This is a genomic window from Geomonas diazotrophica (genome assembly GCF_018919385.1).
Lineage (GTDB): Bacteria > Desulfobacterota > Desulfuromonadia > Geobacterales > Geobacteraceae > Geomonas > Geomonas diazotrophica.
Window position 1 is genome coordinate 218,263 of record NZ_JAHLMF010000011.1, and the last position, 21,455, is coordinate 239,717.

Here is a 21,455-nt window from a genome sequence, read left to right on the forward strand (position 1 = left end):
GTGGAGATAAAAGCAGCCAAGAACAAGGGAAACGGGGTGTTCCGCAGGATGCCCGAAGACGACGTCGACTACGTCACCGACATCAGGACCTCGATCCTCGTGCAGTCCCCGCGCGGCGGGCGGGCCATCCTCTGGGCCACGTTTGCGCTCTTCGTCATCTTCATCGGCTGGGCGTCGGTATCCGAGGTGGAGCAGACGACCAGGGGCGAGGGGAAGGTGATCCCGGCCAGCCAGGTCCAGGTGATCCAGAACCTCGAGGGGGGGATCCTCTCCGAACTGCACGTCAAGGTGGGGGACACGGTCAAGAAGGGGCAGCTCCTGTTGAAGATCGACGAGACCCGCTTCGTCTCCTCGCTGGAGCAGAGCCAGGCGAAGTCCGGCGCCGACAAGGCCAAGGCTGCCCGCCTGCGCGCCGAGGCGGCCGGCAGCACCAGCTTCTCCATTCCGAGCGACGTTCCGGCCGGCATCGCGGCCAGCGAGCGGGCCCTCTTCGAGTCGCGCCGCGCCGAGCTGAAGCACTCCATCGAGGTGAAGCAGTCCCAGGTCGACCAGCGCCAGGGGGAACTGAGGGAACTGAGCACCCGCCTGCGCGAGCTGAACCAGACCTACACCCTGTACCAGAAGGAGATCAACATCACGAGGCCCCTGGTCGCCAAGGGAGCGGTCTCCGACATGGAGCTGTTGCAGCTCGAGCGCAAGGCGAGCGAGATGAAGGGGGAGATCGAGACCATCAAGCAGTCGATCCCGCGCATTCAGTCCAAGATCGACGAGAGCTACGCCGCCATGAAGGAGCTGAGGCTCAGCTTCTCCAACAAGGCCAAGGCCGAGTACAACGACGTCGCGGCGAAGGTCGGCGAGGAAACGGCGTCCTCGCTCGCGCTCAAGGACCGTCTGGACCGCACCCTGGTCCGCTCCCCGGTGAACGGCACCGTGAACCGGATCCTGGTCAACACCATCGGCGGCGTCATCCAGCCGGGGATGAACATCGTGGAGATCGTCCCCACCGAGGGGACCCTCCTCATCGAGACCAAGATCAAGCCGGCCGACATCGCCTTCCTGAAGCCGAACCAGAAGGCCACGGTGAAGTTCTCCGCCTACGACTACACCATCTACGGCGGGCTGGAGGCACGGCTGGAGCAGATCGGTGCCGACAGCATCACCGACGAGAAAACCAAGGAAAGCTACTACCTCGTCACGCTGAGGACCGACCGCAACTACCTGGGGACCAAGGAGAAGCCGCTCCCCATCATCCCGGGCATGGTGGCCACCGTGGACATCGTGGCCGCCAAACGGACCATCCTCTCCTATCTCTTGAAACCGATTCTCAAGGCCAAGTACTCGGCGTTGCGCGAAAGGTGATTACATGCTGATCCTGCTGGCTAGCGCAAACGCATCCCTGTTGGGCCGGTGGCAGGGCCTGGTGGCCGAAGGGAACCAGGTCCAGGAGTGCCGCACCCTCGGCGAATTGAAGCGGCTGGCCTCCTCCGGACAGTTCGAGCTGGTGCTCCTGCACCGCGACCTGGTGGACGCTGCCGCCTGCGCCGAGTTGCGCGCCGCGGCTCCCGCGGCCCGGCTCTTCCTCCTCTCGGACCGTCCCGAACCCGAGGAGGGGCTCTCCTTCCTGAAGGTGGGGATCGTGGGCTACGCCAACAGCTACATCGCCCGGGAGAACCTCCAGGAAGCGCTGCGCGTGATGGCAAGCGGCGGGGTGTGGCTCGGACAGCAGGTGATCCAGCAGTTGATCCTGGAAGCCGCGCAGAACAGCGCGGGAAGGGAAAGGCACCCCGAAAGGCTCCTGGCGCCGCTTACCCCGACCGAGCGCAGGGTGGCCGAACTGGTGGCGGCAGGGAGGACCAACCTGGAGATCGCCGCCGACCTGGGCATAGTGGAGCGCACCGTGAAAGCCCACCTCACCTCCATCTACTGCAAGCTCCCCGCCGGCAACCGGCTCAGCCTCGCGCTCCTGGTCAACCAGGCCTGAACCGGCCGGTTACCGCCCCTGGAAGCCTCCGGCGAAATCCGTGACGCAGATGGTGCGGTAGAGGGGGTGCGGGCCGCAGGCGGCGCCCGCGGTGGTGAAGGAGCGGTCGAAGATGTTCTTTCTGTGTCCCCGGTCGGCTACCCCGTCGTCGATGATCAGCCCCATCACCACCTGCCTCGCGGTTTCCGGCCCGTAGCTGATGTTCTCCCCGAGGCTCGAGCGCCAGGAGCCGTACTCCTCGATCCTCTTCTTCGTGTCGCCGCGCTCGCCGTGTCCCGTCTCTCCCGAGGCGGCCTGTTCCCGCACCAGGTCGGCCGCCGCCATCGCCAGTCCCGGCGACCAGGAAAGCGCCGGCAGCGGGCGCTGCCGCGACAAGAAACGCACCGCCTCGTCCAGCGCCCCCTTCCCTTCCGACGTCATCACCATGTTCAGCGTCCCCGGCAGCCGGTACGCCTTGCCGATGAAGCTCTTCCTGAACTCCCGGATGTATTCCGCGTAGCGCTGCGGGTTCTGGCGCGCCGCGTTGGTTTCGGCGAGCACCTGTTGGCCGAGGCCCCCCGACTCGCCGTGGGCAGCGCCGCAGGCGAGCAGGAGCAGCAGGCAGGATAGCGCCAACCGTTTCTTGATCATTTTTTCCCCTCCAAAAGAGCCAGTCTCGCCTCGAACACCTTGAGAGCGTCCGCAAGCGTCGCCTCGATATCGTCCCCGTACACCGTGAAGTAGAGGTAGTTTCCCGAGTAGTGGTGCCAGTTGAGGTCCTCGACCAGGAGCGGTTCGAGGTAGCGTTCCATCTTTTCGTAGGGGTAGAAAGGGTCGCCGTTGGGCCAGGTGCGGCGGAGCTTCTGCGCCTGGAGCTCCGTAAGCGGGATGCGATAACGAACCGAAACGACCTGAGCCTCCATGACTCCCCCCTCCCCTATGCACCTCTGCGCGACCGATGACAATGCCCTCTCCCCTTTTTGGGGGTGCATAAGACCAAAAGGATAAGCCAGCCGCGCACCGATGACAAGCCCGATGACAAGCCTGCCCCTGCGTCCATCCCCTACCCCGAACAAAAAAACGCCCCCCTCGGAGCACCGAGGGGGGCGTTTTAAAAGCTGTTGCCGGTCCCGAAAGCCTAGATCGACTTTCTCCACGCAAGCCTTCCCTCCAGCCAGCGCGAGAAGGAGGTGAAGGCGAAGCAGAGCACGAAGTAGACCGCGGCGATGAAGATGAAGATCTCGGTCGGGAAGGCCATGGTCCGGTTGTTGATCTGGGTGCCGACGTGGGTCAGCTCGGAAACCCCGACAATGAAGGCGAGCGAGGTGTCCTTGATGAGCGACACGAACTGGTTCACGAAGGAGGGGATCATGTTCCTCAGCCCCTGCGGAAGCACGATGTAGAGCATCGCCTGCCAGGGCTTCAAGCCCGTCGAGATGGCCGCCTCGGTCTGCCCCTTGGGGATCCCCTGGATGCCTGCGCGCACGATCTGCGACATGTAGGCCGAGGTGAATATGGTGAGTCCCATGATGACCGTGGTCGCCTCCGGCACCGTCTTGCCCATCAGGGCCGGGAGCAGGAAGTACATCCAGAAGATCACCATGAGAAGCGGAATGCCGCGCACCGTGTTGATGAACAGGTTCACCGGGTGGCGGATCACCGCGTAGCGCGACAGGCTCAAGAGCCCAAGGATCAGTCCCCCGAAGAAGGAGAGGACGCAGGAGACCACCGCGAGGTACATGGTGAGCCCGAGTCCGCCCAGCGGGCCGTTGGGGTAGCGCCCGATCATGAAGTAGGTGAAGTTGTCTATGATTACCTGAAAGTTGAGTGCTTCTTCCATTATCTTCTCCGTTTACCGCAGGAAAATCTGCCGTTCTCGTTACCGGACCCGTCCGCCGTCCGCTAGGCGCGGTGCGGGTTGAGCACCTTCTTGTTGTACAGATCCATGAGCGCCGTGATGACCACGGACAGCCCGAGGTAGACCACGGTGGCGGCGGTGAACGCCTCGAATCCCTTGAAGGTGTAGCTCTCGACCTGGCGCGCCTGGTAGGTGAGCTCCATGACCCCGATGCTCATCGCGAGCGAGGAGTTCTTGGCGAGGTTCAGGAACTGGTTCACCAGGGGAGGGATCGTGATACGTACCGCCTGCGGCAGGATGATGTACTGCATGGAACGGAGATAGGAGAAGCCGGCGCTTCTGGCCGCCTCCATCTGCTCCTTCGGGATGGAGAGGATGCCCGACCTGATATCCTCGGCGATGAAGGCCGAGGTGTAGATGGTGAGGGCGATGGCGGCCGCGGCAAACTCGAAGTTCGTGCTGTTCAACCATTCGTTGACCGCCGCCGGGAGCACCTTGTAGGAGCCGAAGTACCAGAAGAAGATCTGGACCAGCAGCGGCGTGTTCCGGAAGAACTCCAGGTAGGCGGTGGCGATCCAGCGCACGGGACGGTAGTGACTCATCTTCAGGACGGCGATCAGGAGTCCCAAGATGAAGGCGCAGACGATGCCGACGGCGGAGAGCTCCAGGGTGACCTTGAGCCCGGATACCAGCCACTCGAAATACTTGCCGGAGGTGACGATGGACCAGTCAAATGTGTACTTTAGCACGTGAAACCCCTTAGAGGCAGGTTGAAGACTGAGACTGAGACTAAGATTAAGACTGAGATAAAGCTACCAGCTAAACGTCTTTTCTCAACCGGGCCTCACTCTTCGACCTGATTTACTGTTAAACGGCAGGTCAAGGTTGAGAGAAAGGTTTTTCTTAACCTCAATCTCAACCTTAACCTGTCTTTTTACTTGTCCGCTACGATCTTGAAGGTGCGCTTGAGCTGGAAGTCGGTGCCTTTGCCGAACCACTTCTCGAAGATCTTCTTGGCTTCGCCGCTCTTCTCCATGTCGAGGATGGTCTTGTTCACGAAGGCGATGAACTTGGCGTCGTCCTTCCTCATGCCGAGGCCGTACGGCTCGTTGGAGATCTGGACGTTCGGGATCTCGAACTTCGCCTTGTTGGGTGCCTTGGCGAGGATGCCGGCCAGGATCGCCTCGTCGGTGGTCACCGCCTGCACCTTGCCCTGCTGCAGCGCGAGGAAGGCCTGCGGGTAATCGTCGAAGGAAAGCACGGTGGCGGTCGGCAGGGCGGCCTTCACGTTCTGCTCCGAGGTGGAACCCTTGGCGGTACCGATCTTCTTGCCGGCCAGGTCCTTCAGGCTCTTAACCTTCCCCTTCACGGTGATGAACTTCTGACCGGTGGCGAAGTAGGTGTGGCTGAAGCCGATCTGCTTGGCGCGCTCCGGGTTCTTGGTCATGGTGGCGGCGATGATGTCGATGTTACCCTCGGTGAGCTGCGGCATGCGGGAAGCGGAGGTAACCGGCTTCAGTTCGACCTTCACGCCCAGCTTCTTGGCGATCGCCTTCACGAAGTCGACGTCGTAGCCTACGATCTCGCGGCTCTTCTCGTCCACGTAACCAAAAGGAGGAAGGGAATCCTTCACGCCAGCCACCAGGACGCCTTTCTTCTTGACTTCGGCAAGGGTGTCGGCGGGAGCCGCGGCCATCGCCTTACCGAAAGAACCCAACAGGGCCAAACCCATAACAACAGCAGCCAATCTTTTCACAGTACTCTCCTTTTGATGTTCGTTATTAACAGGCACCCGTGCCCGCCGCTGGGAATCCGGCAGAGTTCGGCGGGTGAACGAGTTCTCTAGTGCATCGGCGACAGCAGCTGCTTCAGGAACTGCTTGGCGCGGTCGTGCTGCGGGTTGCGGAAGAATTCTTCCGGCTGTGCCTCTTCGAGGATGACGCCGTGGTCCATGAACACCACGCGGTCGGACACCTCGCGCGCGAAGCCCATCTCGTGGGTAACGCAGACCATGGTCATGCCGGTGCTGGCAAGGTCCTGCATGACCGCGAGCACCTCGCCGATCATCTCGGGGTCGAGCGCGGAGGTCGGCTCGTCGAAGAGCATGATGCGCGGCTTCATGGCCAGGGCACGGGCGATGGCCACGCGCTGCTGCTGGCCGCCGGAGAGCTGGGTCGGGTAGGCGTCGCGCTTGACGGCGAGGCCGACGCGCTCCAACAGTTCCATGGCCTGCTCCTGCGCTTCCTTCTTGGATGTCTTGCGGATCTTGATCGGTGCCAGCGTGATGTTGTCGATCACCGAAAGGTGCGGGTACAGGTTGAACTGCTGGAACACGAAGCCAACCTCGGCACGCAGCCTGTTGATGTCGGTCTTCTTGCTCCTGAGGTCCATGCCGTCGACGATCAGGCTCCCCTCCTCGATCGGCTCCAACTGGTTGATGGTGCGGATCAGGGTCGATTTGCCGGACCCCGAGGGACCGCAGACGACGACCACTTCCCCCTGTTTGACGTGGAGATCGATCCCGTTAAGCACGTGAAGCTTTTTGAACCACTTGTGGACCCCTTCAAACTTGATCATCTGCTGCTCCTTTTCTATTTGTTGCCAATCGAGTCACTCGAAGCTGCTGCACAGGATATGGGCAGTTTCCCCGCTCAACCGTTCCCGCCAACCGTCGTTTTGGGTGCGGCAAGGCTGGCACGCGTACAATCCGGCTCTATATACAGCAAAGCCGGTGCCAAAGAAGGCGTAAACAGCTAACAACTCGGATTGCTATCCGAATACGCCATTTTGGGAGCCAACATTAGAAACAAAGGGGTATAACCACTACTGGAAAGCTGTTTGAGGCGAAGAAGGAAGTGACGAAGAAAGGGGATTTTAGGGCGGGTATAACAATCATTATAGGCTTAACGAAAGTTATACCCCATCGTGCGGCGGGTCCGGAGCGCGAAGAAAAGAGCCGGTGGGAAAAGGCGCAGGTTTTGTGCAAAAAAGCGGCAGAAGCAGCGTATCGGGTTCAGCAGGAAGGAGGCCGGGAGTGAGCGCGCTGCCTCGAAACTGGGCACGCACTCCGTAGGGGCGAATAATCATTCGCCCGTCCATCCTCACCTACTCCCCCTTGCCGTCCCTCTGCAGCTTGAGCCTCTTGCTGAGCGCGGGCTGGGAGATCCCCAGCATGCGGGAGGCCATGCTCTGGTTGTTGTCGGAGCGTCGCATCGCCTCGGCGACCAGCTGCTCCACCGCCGCGCTCAAGGTCGGTATCTCGGCACAGGAGCAAAAGACGTTCTGCTCGCCGGTTGCGGCCTGGTCCGCGGGAACCTCGCCCTGCACCTCCATCGCCTGCCTGAAGCTGTTCATGGAGAGCATGCGCGAGGAGTGCACGCTCATGGCGTCGTAGACCATCGACCTCAACTCGCGCAGGTTCCCCGGGAAGCTGTAGTTGGTCAGAAGCGTCATGAGCTCCTTCGGGTAGCTCGGCACCTTCTTGCCGAAGACCTCCGCGCTCTCCTTGAGGAAGTGGTCCAGGAGCAGCGGGATGTCGTCCTTTCTTTCGCGCAAGGGGGGAATGTGCACGTGGTGCGCCCTCAGGCGGAAGTAGAGGTCCTTTCTGAACCCGCCGGCGTCCTTCTTCTTGGAGAGGTCGTGGTGGGTCGCCACCACGATGCGCGCCCTGAGCTGCTTGGGCTGGTCGCTCCCGAGCGGGTAGTATTCCCCCTCCTGCAGAAGCCGCAAGAGCTTCACCTGGCAGGCGAGCGAGAGGTCCCCGATCTCGTCCAGAAAGAGCGTCCCCTCGGCGGCCTGCTCCACCATGCCGCTGCGGCTCTCGTCGGCACCGGTGAAGGCCCCCTTCTTGTGGCCGAAGAGGGTATCAGTGAAGACGTTGTCCTCCAGCCCCGCCACGTTCACCGGGACCAGGGGACCGTCGCCGCGGCTCAGCGTATGGATGGCCCGGGCGATCAGCTCCTTGCCGACGCCGCTCTCCCCGGTCACCAGGATGGGCTGGGTGCTCCTGGCCACCGCCTCGATGTACTGGAAGATGGAGCGCATCGCCTTGTTGTTGGTGACGATGGGGGCGAAGGCCTCCGGGCACTCCAGGCGGTCGTTCAGGAAACGGCGCCGCATCTCCTTGTTTTCCCGCTGCAGCTCCTGCATCCGGATGGCGCGCCGCACCGATTCGAGGATGTGGTCCTCCTCGTCGGTCTTCACCAGGTAGTCGAAGGCGCCCAGGCGCATGCAGGAGACCGCCGTCTCGATCTGGTTCAGGCCGGAGAGGACCACCACGGTGACCTCCGGGTGTTCCTCGGCGATGCGGGCCAGGAGCTCCTGGCCGGAGAGGTAGGGCATGGTCAGGTCGAGCAGCACCAGGCCGATCTCCCCCTTGTCCAGCACCCCCATCACCAGGCGGCTGTCGGTGAGCGCGGTGATGTTGCTGATGGCACCGGGTCCTTCCAGCGTCATGCGCAGGCTGCGCAGCCAGGGCGCCTCATCGTCCACCAGCAGCACGCCGAATGCCGGGTATAGTGCTTCGCTCATCTGCAACTCCTCTTCGTCTTTTGAATCAAGGGGGAGGGCGAATGATTATTCGCCCCTACAGAACCTCGCGGTTTATGCCACCTCGCGGTCCATGCTACCTGGCGGTCCATGCTACCTGGCGGTCCATGCTACCTGGCGGTCCATGCCACCAGGCGTCCATGCCACCGGGCGTCCATGCCACCGGGCGGTCACAGGCTCCCACTCCCTTGAGTTCTGCGATCTCTACATGCCCGCGCTTTCCCGCAGCGCCGGCAGCTCCATGGTGACCGTGGTGCCGAAACCCGGCTGGGAATCGAAGTTCAGGGTGCCGCCGTGCTGCTTCACGATTCCAGCGGAAATGGAGAGCCCCAGGCCGCACCCCCCCTCTTCGCGCTTGGTGGTGAAGAAGGGATCGGTGAGCCGCGCCAGGTGCTCGGGCTCCACCCCCCTCCCCTCGTCGCGCACGGTGAGGAGCACCAGGTCCCGAAAGCGGTCGTGCCGGGTGGAGATTTGGACGCTCTTGCCGCTCCCCTCCAGCGACTGGGCCGCGTTCAAAAGGAGGTTCACGATCACCTGCTCGATGCGCTGGCTATTCCCCTTCACCCGCGGCAGGGTCTCGGCGAAGTTGGCGACCACCTGGTGCGAATTCTTCACCACGGTGTTCTCGACCAGGCGCAGCGCGGCCTGGGCGCAGAGGTTCAGGTCCAAAAGCTCGGTCAGGTCGGCGCTGTCGCGGCGGGCGAAATCCTTCAGCTCGGCGACGATGCGCTTGATCCTCTTGGCGGCGTCCTGCGTCTCGGAGAGCATGTGCGGCAGCTCCTCGCGCAGGCGGTCGTAGCTGTGCCGCCCCAGCTTGAAGTCGCCGTGCCGTTCGCGGTACTCGTCCAGGATCGGCTGGGAACCGCGCAGGACCTCCTCGAAGCGGGGGAGGTTCAAAAGGATCAGCCCGTTGGGGTTGTTTATCTCGTGTGCGACGCCCGCCACCAGGGTCCCCAGCGAGGCGAGCTTGTCGGCCTGCACCAACTGGTCCTGGTGCATCCTCAACTTCTCAAGCGCCGCCTGCTTCTCGGCCACCTCGCGGGCCAGTTCCTCGGTGCGCTGCGCCACCCGCTTTTGCAGGGTTCGGGACCAGACCACGGTCCCCCCGAGGATCAGCAAAAGCGGCAGGGACACCAGGGTCACGTAGCGCACCACCCGCCCCCAGGAGACCGGCTGCGACTCCATCACGCCGAGCCACTTGTTGTGGATCTCCTGGAACTGACCGGAACGCTTCAGGATGGCGAGTCCCTCGTTGAAGCGCGCCAGCACCTCGGCGTTCCCCTTCTTCACGGCGTAGCCGTAGGCCTGGGTCATGATCGGCTCGGCCACCGGGACGATCCGCTTCAGCCCCATCTCCTTTTCCAGGTACATCCCGGTCAGCCTCGAGACCAGGGCGCAGTCCCCCCTCCCCTGGTTCAAAAGTCTCAACGCCTCGGCCAGCGTATCGGTGAGAATGAGCCTCGCCTTCGGGTCGTACCCCTTCATGAAGTCATGCATGATGCTGTTCTTCATCACGATGACTTCCTTGCCGCGCACGTCGTCTATGGAACGGATGCGCCGGTCGTCGCGGCGGATCCAGATGGACTGGAACAACAGGGCGTGCGGCGTGGAGAAATCGACCTCGCTTGTGCGCTCCTGGGAGAAGGCCATCCCCTGCAGGATGTCCACGTCCCCCTGCTCCAGCGCCCGGCGCATGCCGTCCCAGGGCCCCAGGGAGATCTCCACCTTGAAGCCCATCACCTCGGCTATGGCGCGGGTCAGCTCCACGTTGAAACCGGTGGGTTTGCCGTCGTTGTCGACGAACTCGTAGGGGGGATAGTTGAAGTCCCCCCCCACCACGACCACCCCTTTGCCGGCTCCGCCGCGCCCCAGGGTGTCGGCTCCCGCCGCCGAGGCCAGCAGCACCAGGAAAAGGACCAGGAGCATGGTAACTCGGGTCAGGCACAGGCGCTTGCGGCCGGCACCGGCGGCGCGGGATCTCTGGATCTGTTGTACTGAGCGGAAAACGTGCAAGGGCAAGACACCTTAGCAGGGACTAGCGGGATAGATGGCGATGGGAAATTAATGGCATAGACCGGAGGGCTATGTCAACCGCGATCACCCGCCAGGACGGGGCGACCGGAACCTGGGTACGCCGCAAAGATTATTGCGTCCCCCCATTTGCTTTTTGGCTGGGGCCGGTATTATTTTTATCGTGACAACCGAAGTATCCCTCTACCACAGGTTCTACTACAGGTGATGACATGCGGCTTTCTCTCTATCTCGAACATGGTGAACAGTTCTCCCGGGCCGCACTGAAACTTCCGGTGCAGACCCCCATCGATATCGAATCGACCCTGCTCAACTGCTACATCGAAGTGCTGCCGGTGGCGGCGTCCTACTACATGGGACCGGAGCACCTTCCCGGCATCGAGTTCCCGCACCCGGAAATCCGCGTGGTGTTCCAGTTGAAGGAGCACCCGCAGGTGGCGGCGGTGTACTCCATCGACGTCTTCGTGACCGACGCCATGCTGAGCCTGGTCAGCCACGCCCAGGGGCACACCCACGTGGACATCAACCGCAGGGCGGCGCACATCGAGAGGCTGATCGCCAACAAGCAGAACGGGCTGCTGGAACTGATCGGGTGCACCCACACCACCCTCATCGACCGGCTAACCCAGGCCTTCCTCGGCCTGCGCAGCGCCTATCTTGACGCGCTCGACGAGGAGGGGTGCCTCCCCATCCCGAAGCACTACTAGCGCTTACCCGGGGCGACCGAACCGCTCGAGGCAGGGCCGGCAGAGGCCCTCCTCGGGCTGCCACCCGGGAAACCTCTCCTGCACCTGCTCCACGACCACCGGGTCGGCCGCCCCCTGCGACCCGTGCAACAGCTCCGGCACCTCCTGGCCGCAGACCGGGCACTCCGGCGCGGCGCTTCCCCTTTCCTCCCGCATACCCCCCGTCAGGTTGGCGCGCTGGCGCTGCAGGCAAGGAAGCCCCAAAAGGTCATCCCCCAGCCGCAGGTCTCCCGACTCCTTGCGCTTTTTGGATTGCGTCATGACCCGCCCCGCACCTCCTCCTTTTCTCCCGCCTTGCGCACGGTGAGGCGCAGCCCTGTCACCGCGACCACCTGCACCTTTTCCCCTTTGCGCAGCGGTTCCTCGCTGCTCGCGTTCCAGTACTCGCCGCGCAGCAGCACCCTACCCTCCGGCACCAGGTCGGTATCCGCCACCCCGAGTTCCCCGAGCATCCCCTCCACGCCGGTTATCGGCTTCGCCCGGTGTGCCTGGATCACCTTGACCACCACCACCGCGAAGAAGAGCGCCGTCACCCCGACCGTCCCCGCCAGCACCCCCCAGGACAGGCGCAGGTACGGTTCGGGCGACGGGAACAGGATCAGCGATCCCAGCACCATCGCCACGACTCCCCCGACCGCGAGCATGCCGTAGGAGACCACCTTGATCTCCGCGATGAACAGGATGATTCCCAAAAGGATCAGGCCGATCCCGGCGTAGTTGACCGGCAGGGTCTGCAGGGCGAAGAAGGAGAGGAGCAGCGAGATGCCGCCGATTACCCCGGGCAGGATCACCCCGGGGTTGGAGAGCTCGAAGAAGAGCCCCAGGATCCCCAGGAGCATCAGCATGTAGGCGACGTCCGGGTTGCTGATCGCGTCCAGGATCCGGTCGCGGGTCCCCATCTCGTGGCCAACCACCCGTGCGCCGGCCAGGTGCAGCACGATCTCTTCCCCTCCCCGCTGCACCTTGCGCCCCTCCAGCCTGGCAAGGAGGTCCTGACGGCTCGGCGCCACCAGGTCGATCACCCGCTGCGCGAGTGCCGCTTCGGCGCTCAACGAGATGCTCTGGCGCACCATCCTCCTGGCCAGCTCGGTGTTGCGTCCCCTCTTGGCGGCGATCCCCTCGACGTACGCCTCGGCGTCGTTCACAAGCTTCGCCTCCATGACCGGGTCGGGTTTGCCCCCCAGCCCCACCGGGTGCGCCGCCCCGATGTTGGTGCCGGGGGCCATCGCCAGGATGTCAGCGGAAAGGGCGATCACGGCGCCCGCCGAGGCCGCGCGCGCGCCGGAGGGGGCGACGTAGACCGCAACCGGGACCGGCGCGCCGAGAATGGCCTGGACCGCCTCGCGCATGGCGCTGTCGAGCCCGCCGGGGGTGTCCAGTTCCACCAGCAGGAGCCGGTCCCCCCGTTTACCGGCCGCCGCCAGGTTTTCCTTCAGGAAGGCGGTGCTGACCGGATTGATCGGTCCACGCAGGGAGATGAGTCCCACCTGCGGCTCCTTAGCCGCCAGGCACAGGGGGAGCACCAGTAACAGCAGCACCAGCAACAGCCGTTTCATCACCGCACCTCCCGAAAAAACTGTTCGGCCTCACGCCAAGCCGCAATGACGCAAAGCTTACCCCCCAAAAAGGCTACGATCAGCGGCCTGCCGCGGTGCTACGGTTAGAAGCTCCAGGCGTATTTTTCCATTAAAAGAGGGCCTTGGCAAGCTTCAGCGTGCCTTGGCGCCTTTGCGGCCTTGTGCGAAATGTTTGTTTTTTACATTTGCGTCCGCTGAGTTGCACTATTTGCAATATCCCGAAAAAAATAGTTTGACATTTAATCACTTCAGTTATAGTTTTAAATCATCGAAACGATGTTGCTTCTCAACGGAGAGAACGATCATGAAAGAAGACGCCAAGACAAAACTCGCGCTGAACAGCTACACCAAACTGATGCGGGGTGCCGAGTCGGTGACCGTCCGAGTAGGGCGCAAGATGTCGGACGCCGGGCTCACCATCAGCCAGTTCGGCGTACTTGAGGCACTGCTGCACAAGGGCCCCATGTGCCAGCGCGACGTGGCGTCCAAGATACTGAAAAGCACCGGCAACATCACCCTCGTCATCGACAACCTGGAAAAGCAGGGACTGGTCCGGCGCGAGCGCTCCCTGGAAGACCGCCGCTTCTGCACCGTGCTCCTCACGGAAAAGGGACGGGCGCTGATCGAGGCGACCTTCGCCGAAGTCGAGGCGGCCATCGCCGCGGAGATGGGGGTGCTGACCGATGAAGAACAGGAAACCCTGGGCAGGATCTGCAAAAAACTCGGTTTACGGGAGGGATGACGGGAAGGACGACAGCGGCTTTTTTTTGAGACAATAGTTTAACATCAAAAGACATCAACTTGAACAAACCACGCACAGTTCAACGAAAAAGGAGAAAGACCATGAAAAGAACCATCGCAACCATAGCAGCAGTAGCACTCCTCGCAGTTCCAGTTCTCGCCTCCGCCTCCACCTGGAACATCGACCCCGACCACTCAAGCGTCGGCTTCAAGGTACGGCACCTGATGGTATCCAACGTGAAGGGGAGCTTCGAGAAGCACAGGGGGACCGTGGAGATCAACGACAAGGACATCACCAAGTCCAAGGTTTTGGTCACCATCGACACCGCCTCGGTCAACACCAACGTGGCCAAGCGTGACGAGCACTTAAGAAGCGCCGACTTCTTCGACGTGGCCAAGTACCCGACCATGACCTTCACCTCGAAGAAGGTCGCCAGGGCCGGCAAGGACAGGCTCAAAGTGACCGGCGACCTGACCCTGCACGGCGTGACCAAGGAAGTGGTGCTGAACGTGGAAGGTCCCGCCAAGGAGAGCAAGGACCCGTGGGGCAACCTGAGAAGCGGCGTAACGGCCAACACCAAGATCAACCGCAAGGACTTCGGCCTGGTCTATAACGCAGCGCTGGAAACCGGCGGCGTCGCGGTGGGCGAGGACGTCGACATCAACCTCGAAATCGAGATGATCAAGGCCAAGTAACACCCGGCTGCTACCAATACGCACGTGTCTAAACAGAAAGCGCCTGTTCCTCGACTGGAACAGGCGCTTTTTTTGGTTCTTCCGGGAACTCCGGTGAGAAACAGTCTCCTTTTACAGGCTCCCCCTCCCCTGACGGCTTCAGGCCTGGCCCCGGGACGCACCTGCCCCGGCTGCTTCCGCCTGCTGGCGCGGGACGCTGCTGGTAAGGTTCTGCCACCCATCGGCCTGCAGGCACCCTATGGTACCTTTCAGTTCTTCCTGAAAGTCGGAGAGCTCCTTGTCCAGATCCCCCTCCCCCTTCAAGGCAGTCTCCAGCCGCTGCGCGGCCCCGTGCAGCGGCTGCGCCGCCAGCACTCCGGCGATCCCCTTCACCGAGTGGGCAAGCCGCGCCGCCTCCTCCCTATTGCCGCCCCGTATCTCGCGCTCGATCTCGCCCCCCTGGCCCTGGTACTCGCGCTCGAACTGCTTGAGCAGGTCGCGGTAGAGCTTGCGGTCGCCGCCGGTCTGCCGAACGCCGGTCTCGAAGTCGATCTTCGCCACCGGCTGCCGTTCCTGGGCCTGTTCCTGCCCCCCCGCAACCGCGCCCTGGCCGGACGCCCGCGCGCTCCCCTGGCCGTCGAGCCAGACCGAGATGGCGCTGTAAAGCGACTCCGGGGTGAAGGGCTTGGCGACATGCCCGTTCATGCCGGCCGCGAGGCTCGCGGCCACGTCGTGCTCCATGGCGTTGGCCGAAACGGCCAGGATCGGGAGAGTCTCCGTCCCCGGCTTGCCCAGCGCCCGGATCTCCCGCGCCGCGGTGAGACCGTCTTTCCCCGGCATCCGGATATCCATCAGCACCAGGTCGAAGTCGCGGCGCCGCACCAGCTCCACCGCCTCGGCGCCGTTGGAGGCGACCGTCACCCGCAGTCCCCCCCGCTCCAGCAGGGCGAGCGCCACCTTCTGGTTGAAGGGGTTGTCCTCGACCAGGAGGACCTGCTGCTGCCGGAACCGGGTGAAGCCCGCTTTCTTCTTACGCTCCACCCTGCTGTCCGCGGCGGCGATGCCGAAGGGAAGCCAGAAAGAGAAGGTGCTCCCAAGGCCAGGGATGCTCTCGCACCAGATCTCGCCCTTCATCATGCTGGTGAGACGCTTGCAGATGGCGAGCCCGAGTCCGGTCCCGCCGTGGCTGCGGGTGATCGAGCCGTCCAGCTGCGTGAAGGCCTGGAACAGCAGGGCCTGGTCCTCGGCCAGGATGCCGATGCCCGAGTCGCGCACCGCGAAGATGAGCTCCGCTGTGCCGGGCTCCCTGCGCGCCAGTTTCACCGCGAGCTGTACGCTGCCGTGGCGGGTGAATTTGAGGGCGTTGCTCAGCAGGTTGTTGAGGATCTGGGCGAGGCGCATCGGGTCCCCGGTGAGCAGCTCCGGGATCTGCGGGTCCAGCTCGACGTGCAGGTCGATCCCCTGTTGGCGCGCCCTCAGCGCATAGACCGCCAACAGCTCGGCCACCACGTCCTGAAGGCGGAAGGCGACCCGCTCGATCATGAGTTTGCCCGCCTCGATCTTGGAAAAATCGAGCACGTCGTTGATGATCCCCAGGAGGAGGTCGGCGGAGACCATCAGCGTCTGCAGGTACTCGCCCTGCCGGGGGGAGAGTTCCGTGTCCAGCAGCAGGTGTCCCGCCCCCACGATGGCGTTCATCGGGGTGCGGATCTCGTGGCTCATGTTGGCCAGGAAGTCGCTCTTGGCGGCGGAGGCGCGGGCGGATTTCACCGCCAGTTCGTTGGCGCGCTGCACCGTCCTGACCAGTTGCCGGTTGGCCTCCTCCTGCAGGCGGGTGCTCTCCTGCAGGGCCGCCTCGCTTTGCTTGCGCTGCGAGATGTCCAGCATGATCCAGACGAAGTTGGACAGCTCACCCGCCTCGTCAAGAACCGGCGTTACCGTCACCTCCTGGTCCAGCGTCGTCCCGTCTTCGCGGCACCCAAGGAGCTCTCCCTGCCAGGGGCGCCGCGCCTCCAGGCTCTCGGAGAGGTTCTCCAGGAGCTCCGGCTTGTCCCCCGCCGTGAAAAGCAGCTGCGGTTTCTTCCCCAGCAGTTCCTCGGGGCTCGCCCCCAGGATCCGGCAGAGCGCCTGGTTTACCCAGATGATCCTCTCCTGCCTGTCGGCGATGATGATCCCGTTCATCGCCGCCTCCAGGGCCGCGCCCTGCAGGCGCAGGCGATCCTCGACCTCCCGGCGGGCACTGACGTTACGGAAGGTGAGTACGGCGCCGGGGCGGCTGCCGCCGGCGAGCGCACTGCAACTGAAGTCGGCGCTGAAGGAGCTGCCGTTCTTGCGCCACAGCACCTCGTTGCGGGAGCGCTGCCTCCTCCCCCCGGTGAAGGCGGGGTGCAGCAGGCAACTCTCCTTGCCGCAATGGGCGCAGTCGGGATCCTTGCCGTGGTGCATCACCTCGCGCAGGTCCCGCCCCACCAATTCCCCCTCCTGGTACCCCAGGAGTTCTTGCGCCGCCTGGTTGGCGAAGGTGACGCATCCGGTGCCGTCCACCGAGACCACCCCCTCCTCGACCGACTGCAGGAGCAGGGAGGCGTGAGGCCCCGCCTCAGCCGGGGGATCGTCCCGCCGGGCCATGAAGTGCCAGGCCAGGACCCACCCGGAAACGGTGCAGGCGGCGGCGATCAGGAGCAGGGCTAACTGCCGCAGCTGGGGGCCGCCGGCTCCGAGCTGCAGTTTTTCCAGGAGAAGGCAGGTGAGTCCCCCCTGCAGGACCACCAGTGCCAGGGTGCTTACTATGGTTATTTTCAGGCTGCGCTCCGCGTGCATGACGCCACCTCTGTCTCGTATCGCCGCGTCCTCGGCAGGGATCACCCTCTGCGGGGACGTACTCCTTTCTTCGGGAAAAAGCGCGCACCCCTTGAGGGGAATGTCGCGTCTCGAGGTTTCCTCCGCCTTGCCTGCGCTAGGCGACCCTGAACCTGGCCACCAGCGTCTGCAGTTCGTCGGCCTGCTGGGCCAACTGCGCTGCGGCCATGGCGGTTTCCTCGGCGCCGCGCGCGGTGTGCTGCACCACGTCCGTTATCTGCTGGATGTTGGAGGTGACCTCCGTGGTGGTGGCGGTCTGCTGCTCGGCGGCTGTTGCGATCTGGCTCACCTGCAGGGAGACCTCGCTGATGCACTTGAGGATATCTTCCAGCGCCTGCCCGGAACGTTGCGACGAAGCCGCCCCCTTCTCGGCCTCCTGCACACCCTCGTCCATGGCGCGGACCGCGTCGCGGGTCTCGCCCTGGATGGCCTTGATCATGGTGCCGATCTCCTTGGTCGCCTTGCTGGTCCTCTCGGCCAAGGCCCGCACCTCGTCCGCCACCACGGCGAAACCGCGCCCCTGCTCGCCGGCCCGGGCCGCCTCGATGGCGGCGTTCAAGGCCAGCAGGTTGGTCTGGTCGGCGATGTCCTCGATGGTCCCGACGATGTCGCCGATCTCCTCGGAGCGATGCCCCAGCGCCTCCACCGTCTTGGAGGTCCGGCGCACCCGGCCGGCGATCTCTTCCATGCCCGTGATGGTTTCCTGCACCACCTTGGCCCCCTGGTTGGCCGAATCGCTGGACTGGCGGGATGCCTCGGCGGCCAGGACGCAGTTGCGGGCGATGTCCGCGCTGGTGGCCGCCATCTCCTCGCTGCCGGTGGCGACGGTCCCGGTCTGGGAGGCTACCTCCTCGGCGCCGGTGGCGATCTGGGCCGAGGTACCCTGCAGCTGGGTCGAAGCCGAGGCGATGCTGCTGGAGATCTGCACGGTCTGGGTCACCAGCCCCCTGAGGCTCTGCACCATGTGCCCCATCGCCGCCTGGAGCTGGCCGGTCTCATCCTTGGAATCGACCACCACCTCGACGGTCAGGTCCCCCTCCGCCAGCCGGTTGGCCACCTGCACCGCCTTGTCCAGCGGCCGGGTGATCATCCTCGAGGTAACCACCCCAAGTACCAGCGCGAGAATGAGACCCAACGCCAGGAGGCCGCCGATCGACCGTGCCGCCGACGCGGCGGCGAGTTCGTTGCTGCGGGCGGTGGTCTTCCCTTGCTGCTCCTTGGCCGCCATCAGCTTGTCCAGCGCCCCCTGCTGCTTCAGGGCCGCTTCCTTGCCCGCGCCGTGCAGCAGCTCCCTGGCCTCGGCGTTTCGCCCCGCCTGGTTCATCGCGAGGATCCTCTCGACGCACCCCAGGTACTCCGACCTCGCCTGGGCGTATCCGCGGAACAGGCTCCGCTCCTCCTCGCTCGTCATGGTCTTCTCATAGCGCGCCATCCGCTCAGAGATGTTCTGACGCAGCGCCGTGACCGTTTCCACGTAACGCTGGCGCTGCGCCGGGTCGGTCGCCTCGACCGCATCGCGCAGGTTGATCCGGACCCGCTGGAACGAGACCGACATCCCTGCCAGTTCCCCCAGGGGAACGGTCACCGTCTCATAGGCCCTCTTCCCTTCAGCGTTTAGGTTGTTGGTCACTCTTATGCCGATGAAGCCGATGACCACCGCTATGATGGCCACGCAGGCGAAACCTGCCGCGAGCTTCATACCTACTTTAAGATCTCTGATCGCTTTCATGTCGTGTCTCCCGTGCTTTCGGTAGTGGCGGTAGTCTCCCCCAAGGGGAGTTTCAGGTGGCCGGTGCCGTCGCAGCTGTTCCGTGCGGGACAGATCGGCCTCCCTGTACCTGTAAGGAGCATAACCGGTGCCAAAACCGCAACTGGTGCAGTTTCGGCAGGTTTGACCGTCTGCGGACGGAGGCGGTTGTCCCCCAGCGGGACAGTGTGACCGGCAGTGGGACAGGAGAGTCCGAAGGGTGTGGACAATGGGTCCCGCACCTCCCCCGGAGGGGAAGGGTGGGAGGGGGAGCACCAGGAGTCGGCGGCAAATGGGGGGAGACGGCAAAGGGGGGGAGGCGGCAACCGCCGCGTCAGGCCAAGGACCTGCGACGGGCCGAAACGCTGGATCAGGAACGGTAGAAGGCCTTGCGGTTCACCTTGAGCAGTTGGGAGGCCTTCGACTTGTTGCCGCCGCAGCGCTGCAGCGTGATGCCGAGGATCTGCTCGTTCAAGGCGTCGAGGGAAAGCCCGTCGGCGGAAAGCGAGAGGTGGTAGCTGACCCGGCTGGCGTCGACGGCGCCTTCCGCGTCTATCGATTCCGTCCCCTCCGGCGCAGTGCCGGCAAGCCCCAGGTGGCTTGGGCGGATCAGCTCGTTGTCGGTTATGATGGCGGCCCGCTCCAGGCAGTTGCGCAGCTCCCGGACGTTGCCCGGCCAGCGGTACTCGAGCATCAGCTCCATGGCCTGCTGCGAGATCCCGGGCAGCGGCTTGCCCAGGTGCTGGCGCAGCTGCTCGAGGATGTGGCCGCACAGGATCGGGATATCGTCCTTTCTCTGGCAAAGCGGCGGGATGGTCAGGGGGAAGACGTTGATGCGGTGGTAGAGGTCCTCGCGGAAGCGCCCGGCCGCGACCAGGTCGGCGAGGCTGCGGTTGGTGGCGACGATCACGCGGCAGGCGACGGGAATGGGGGCGTTGCTGCCGATCTTCTCGAAGACCCGCTCCTGGAGCACGCGCAACAGCTTCGCCTGCAGGGGAAGCGGCATGTCCCCGATCTCGTCCAGCAGGATGGTTCCCTTCCTGGCCAGGCTGAACTTCCCTTCCCGGTCGCGGTCTGCGCCGGTGAAGGCGCCGCGCACGTGCCCGAAGAGCTCGCTCTCCATCAGGTGCTCGGGGATGGCGGCGCAGTTCACGGCCACGAACTCAGCGGGAAGCCCGTTGCCGGCGAAGTGGATGGCCCGCGCCAGCACCTCCTTGCCGGAACCGCTCTCGCCGTAGATGGCCACCGTGGTCTGCCGCGCTGCGGCGACCCGCGAGGCCAACTCCAGCACCTGCTTCATGGCGGGGTTCACCGTCACGATGCTCTGGAAGGTGAAGCGCTCGGTCAAAAGCCCCTTGATCTGCTCGTTTTCCTGGACGACGCGCTGGTAGTCGAGGGCGCGCCGGATGGTGATGCGCAGATCCTCCGGGTCGTAGGGTTTCTCCAGGTAGTCGTAGGCGCCGCGCCGCATCGCCTCCACCGCGCTCTCCACGCTGCCGTGCGCGGTGATCACGATGATGGGGGTGCCGGGATGGAGCTTTTGCACCGAGCCGATCAACTGCAGGCCGTCCATCCTGGGCATGACCAGGTCGGAGAGCACCAGGTCGACGGTCTGCTGCTCGAGGATCTCCAGCGCCTGCAGCCCGTCGACGGCGCTGACGACGTCATAGCCGATCTCGCGCAGTTGGCGCTCGAGCAGGAAACGGAACACGGGTTCATCGTCGACGGCGAGGATCTTGGTGTGGGGCATGCCATGGGGCTCCGCAGGTTGAGGTTCACTGTCTTATCGGCAGTTGCGCCGGGAGCTTGAGCCGCTCGGCGCTGCAGTTCTCCATTGCACTGAGCGTGAATTCGTCGTATCCTTTGGCGCTCGTACGCCGCACCATTCCATACGTCCCGAGAGCGACCATGTCCACCCCCGACCGCATACTGGCCTTCATCCCCGCCTACCGCTGCGCCCCCCAGGTGGTCCGGGTGCTGCGCCAGTTCCAGGACCCTGCAGTGCACGGCCACTTCGCCGAGATCATGGTGGTGGACAACGTGAGTCCCGACCAGACGGTGGCGGCCGCCATCGACGAGGCCCGCGCCCTGGGCCTTGGCAAGGTCTCGGTGGTGCACAACCATGCCAACTACGGGCTGGGCGGCTCCCACAAGGCGGCCTTCGGCTACGCCATCGCCAACGGCTTCAGCCACGTCATGGTCTTGCACGGCGACGACCAGGGCAACGTCGCCGACATCATCCCCGTACTCGCCGCCGGTCGTCACCACGATTACGACTGCTGCCTGGGCGCCCGCTTCCACCCCGACTCCCGCATCGAGGGGTATTCACCCACCCGGGTCCTGGGCAACCACGTTTTCAACCGCCTCTTCTCGGCGGCATGCGGACGAAAGCTCCACGATCTCGGTTCCGGACTCAACCTGTACCGCACCGAGCATCTCCGCTCCGGGTACTGGCACAAGTTCCACGACAACCTCATGTTCAACTACTGCATGATCCTCGCGCACGTCAAACGGAAAGACAGCCTCCTCTTCTTCCCGATCTCCTGGCGCGAGGAGGACCAGGTCTCCAACGTCAAGCTCTTCTCCCAGGCGCGGCGCACCCTGGGCCTGCTCGGCAGCTACCTCAAGAACCCCGACGCGTTCCTGGCCCGGGAGTTCCGGGACCACCCGGTGGCCGAGTACCGGTTCGAGACGCTCGCCAAGGGGCTGTGAC

Annotated in this window: 19 protein-coding genes; 6 read left to right on the plus strand and 13 right to left on the minus strand. The window is 64.1% G+C overall.

Going from position 1 to position 21,455, the window contains the following annotated elements:
- Both KOM00_RS13825 and KOM00_RS13830 read left to right on the plus strand, forming a co-directional pair.
- Positions 1–1,359 carry an HlyD family type I secretion periplasmic adaptor subunit gene (locus tag KOM00_RS13825; RefSeq protein ID WP_216499520.1) on the plus strand — a complete coding sequence of 453 codons (1,359 nt, stop codon included), beginning with the start codon at positions 1–3 and terminating at the stop codon, positions 1,357–1,359.
- 4 nt (positions 1,360–1,363) lie between these two features.
- Entirely contained in the window at positions 1,364–1,981 is a 618-nt protein-coding gene (locus KOM00_RS13830) for a response regulator transcription factor (RefSeq protein ID WP_216499521.1), read from the plus strand.
- Between the two features lie 9 nt (positions 1,982–1,990).
- Here the strand turns inward: KOM00_RS13830 and KOM00_RS13835 are convergent, their stop codons facing one another.
- The 8 genes from KOM00_RS13835 to KOM00_RS13870 form a co-directional block, all read right to left on the minus strand.
- A complete protein-coding gene (locus KOM00_RS13835) occupies positions 1,991–2,611 on the minus strand; it encodes a CAP domain-containing protein (RefSeq protein ID WP_216499522.1) in 621 nt (206 codons plus the stop codon).
- Positions 2,608–2,883 (minus strand): hypothetical protein, encoded by a 276-nt coding sequence (locus tag KOM00_RS13840; RefSeq protein WP_216499523.1) that lies wholly within the window; start codon positions 2,881–2,883, stop codon positions 2,608–2,610. The genes KOM00_RS13835 and KOM00_RS13840 overlap by 4 nt, the downstream gene beginning before the upstream one ends.
- 215 nt (positions 2,884–3,098) lie before the next feature.
- Positions 3,099–3,800, minus strand: a complete 702-nt coding sequence (locus KOM00_RS13845; RefSeq protein ID WP_216499524.1) for an amino acid ABC transporter permease — start codon at positions 3,798–3,800, stop codon at positions 3,099–3,101.
- A gap of 62 nt (positions 3,801–3,862) precedes the next feature.
- A complete protein-coding gene (locus KOM00_RS13850; RefSeq protein WP_199390840.1) occupies positions 3,863–4,567 on the minus strand; it encodes an amino acid ABC transporter permease in 705 nt (234 codons plus the stop codon).
- A gap of 185 nt (positions 4,568–4,752) precedes the next feature.
- On the minus strand, positions 4,753–5,574 hold the full coding sequence (locus KOM00_RS13855) for an ABC transporter substrate-binding protein (RefSeq protein WP_216499525.1): 822 nt from the start codon (positions 5,572–5,574) through the stop codon (positions 4,753–4,755).
- A gap of 86 nt (positions 5,575–5,660) precedes the next feature.
- Positions 5,661–6,395 carry an amino acid ABC transporter ATP-binding protein gene (locus KOM00_RS13860; RefSeq protein ID WP_216499526.1) on the minus strand — a complete coding sequence of 245 codons (735 nt, stop codon included), beginning with the start codon at positions 6,393–6,395 and terminating at the stop codon, positions 5,661–5,663.
- A gap of 528 nt (positions 6,396–6,923) precedes the next feature.
- Positions 6,924–8,348 (minus strand): sigma-54-dependent transcriptional regulator, encoded by a 1,425-nt coding sequence (locus KOM00_RS13865; RefSeq protein ID WP_216499527.1) that lies wholly within the window; start codon positions 8,346–8,348, stop codon positions 6,924–6,926.
- Between the two features lie 222 nt (positions 8,349–8,570).
- Entirely contained in the window at positions 8,571–10,292 is a 1,722-nt protein-coding gene (locus KOM00_RS13870) for a transporter substrate-binding domain-containing protein (RefSeq protein WP_236026953.1), read from the minus strand.
- Positions 10,293–10,609: 317 nt separating this feature from the next.
- Between KOM00_RS13870 and KOM00_RS13875 the strand changes: the two genes are divergently transcribed.
- Positions 10,610–11,104, plus strand: coding sequence for a hypothetical protein (locus KOM00_RS13875; RefSeq protein ID WP_216499528.1), 495 nt, complete (start codon positions 10,610–10,612; stop codon positions 11,102–11,104).
- Between the two features lie 3 nt (positions 11,105–11,107).
- Here the strand turns inward: KOM00_RS13875 and KOM00_RS13880 are convergent, their stop codons facing one another.
- Entirely contained in the window at positions 11,108–11,404 is a 297-nt protein-coding gene (locus KOM00_RS13880; RefSeq protein ID WP_216499529.1) for a hypothetical protein, read from the minus strand.
- Positions 11,401–12,699, minus strand: coding sequence for an NfeD family protein (locus KOM00_RS13885; RefSeq protein WP_216499530.1), 1,299 nt, complete (start codon positions 12,697–12,699; stop codon positions 11,401–11,403). Before KOM00_RS13885 ends, KOM00_RS13880 begins: the two co-directional genes overlap by 4 nt.
- A gap of 325 nt (positions 12,700–13,024) precedes the next feature.
- Between KOM00_RS13885 and KOM00_RS13890 the strand changes: the two genes are divergently transcribed.
- Positions 13,025–13,462: a MarR family winged helix-turn-helix transcriptional regulator gene (locus tag KOM00_RS13890; RefSeq protein WP_216499531.1), complete on the plus strand. Its 438-nt coding sequence runs from the start codon at positions 13,025–13,027 to the stop codon at positions 13,460–13,462.
- 101 nt (positions 13,463–13,563) lie between these two features.
- Complete coding sequence (locus KOM00_RS13895; RefSeq protein WP_216499532.1) at positions 13,564–14,157, plus strand: YceI family protein; 594 nt, start codon at positions 13,564–13,566, stop codon at positions 14,155–14,157.
- Between the two features lie 138 nt (positions 14,158–14,295).
- Here KOM00_RS13895 and KOM00_RS13900 read toward each other — a convergent pair whose 3' ends face one another.
- From KOM00_RS13900 to KOM00_RS13910, 3 genes are all read right to left on the minus strand, one after another.
- Complete coding sequence (locus KOM00_RS13900) at positions 14,296–16,956, minus strand: PAS domain-containing hybrid sensor histidine kinase/response regulator (protein WP_216499533.1); 2,661 nt, start codon at positions 16,954–16,956, stop codon at positions 14,296–14,298.
- A gap of 136 nt (positions 16,957–17,092) precedes the next feature.
- Positions 17,093–18,724: a HAMP domain-containing methyl-accepting chemotaxis protein gene (locus KOM00_RS13905; protein WP_216499534.1), complete on the minus strand. Its 1,632-nt coding sequence runs from the start codon at positions 18,722–18,724 to the stop codon at positions 17,093–17,095.
- 388 nt (positions 18,725–19,112) lie between these two features.
- Positions 19,113–20,492, minus strand: a complete 1,380-nt coding sequence (locus KOM00_RS13910; protein ID WP_216499535.1) for a sigma-54-dependent transcriptional regulator — start codon at positions 20,490–20,492, stop codon at positions 19,113–19,115.
- 158 nt (positions 20,493–20,650) lie between these two features.
- On the opposite strand from KOM00_RS13910, the gene KOM00_RS13915 reads away from it, so the two are divergent.
- Positions 20,651–21,454 carry a glycosyltransferase family 2 protein gene (locus KOM00_RS13915; protein WP_216499536.1) on the plus strand — a complete coding sequence of 268 codons (804 nt, stop codon included), beginning with the start codon at positions 20,651–20,653 and terminating at the stop codon, positions 21,452–21,454.
- Position 21,455 lies beyond the last annotated feature (1 nt).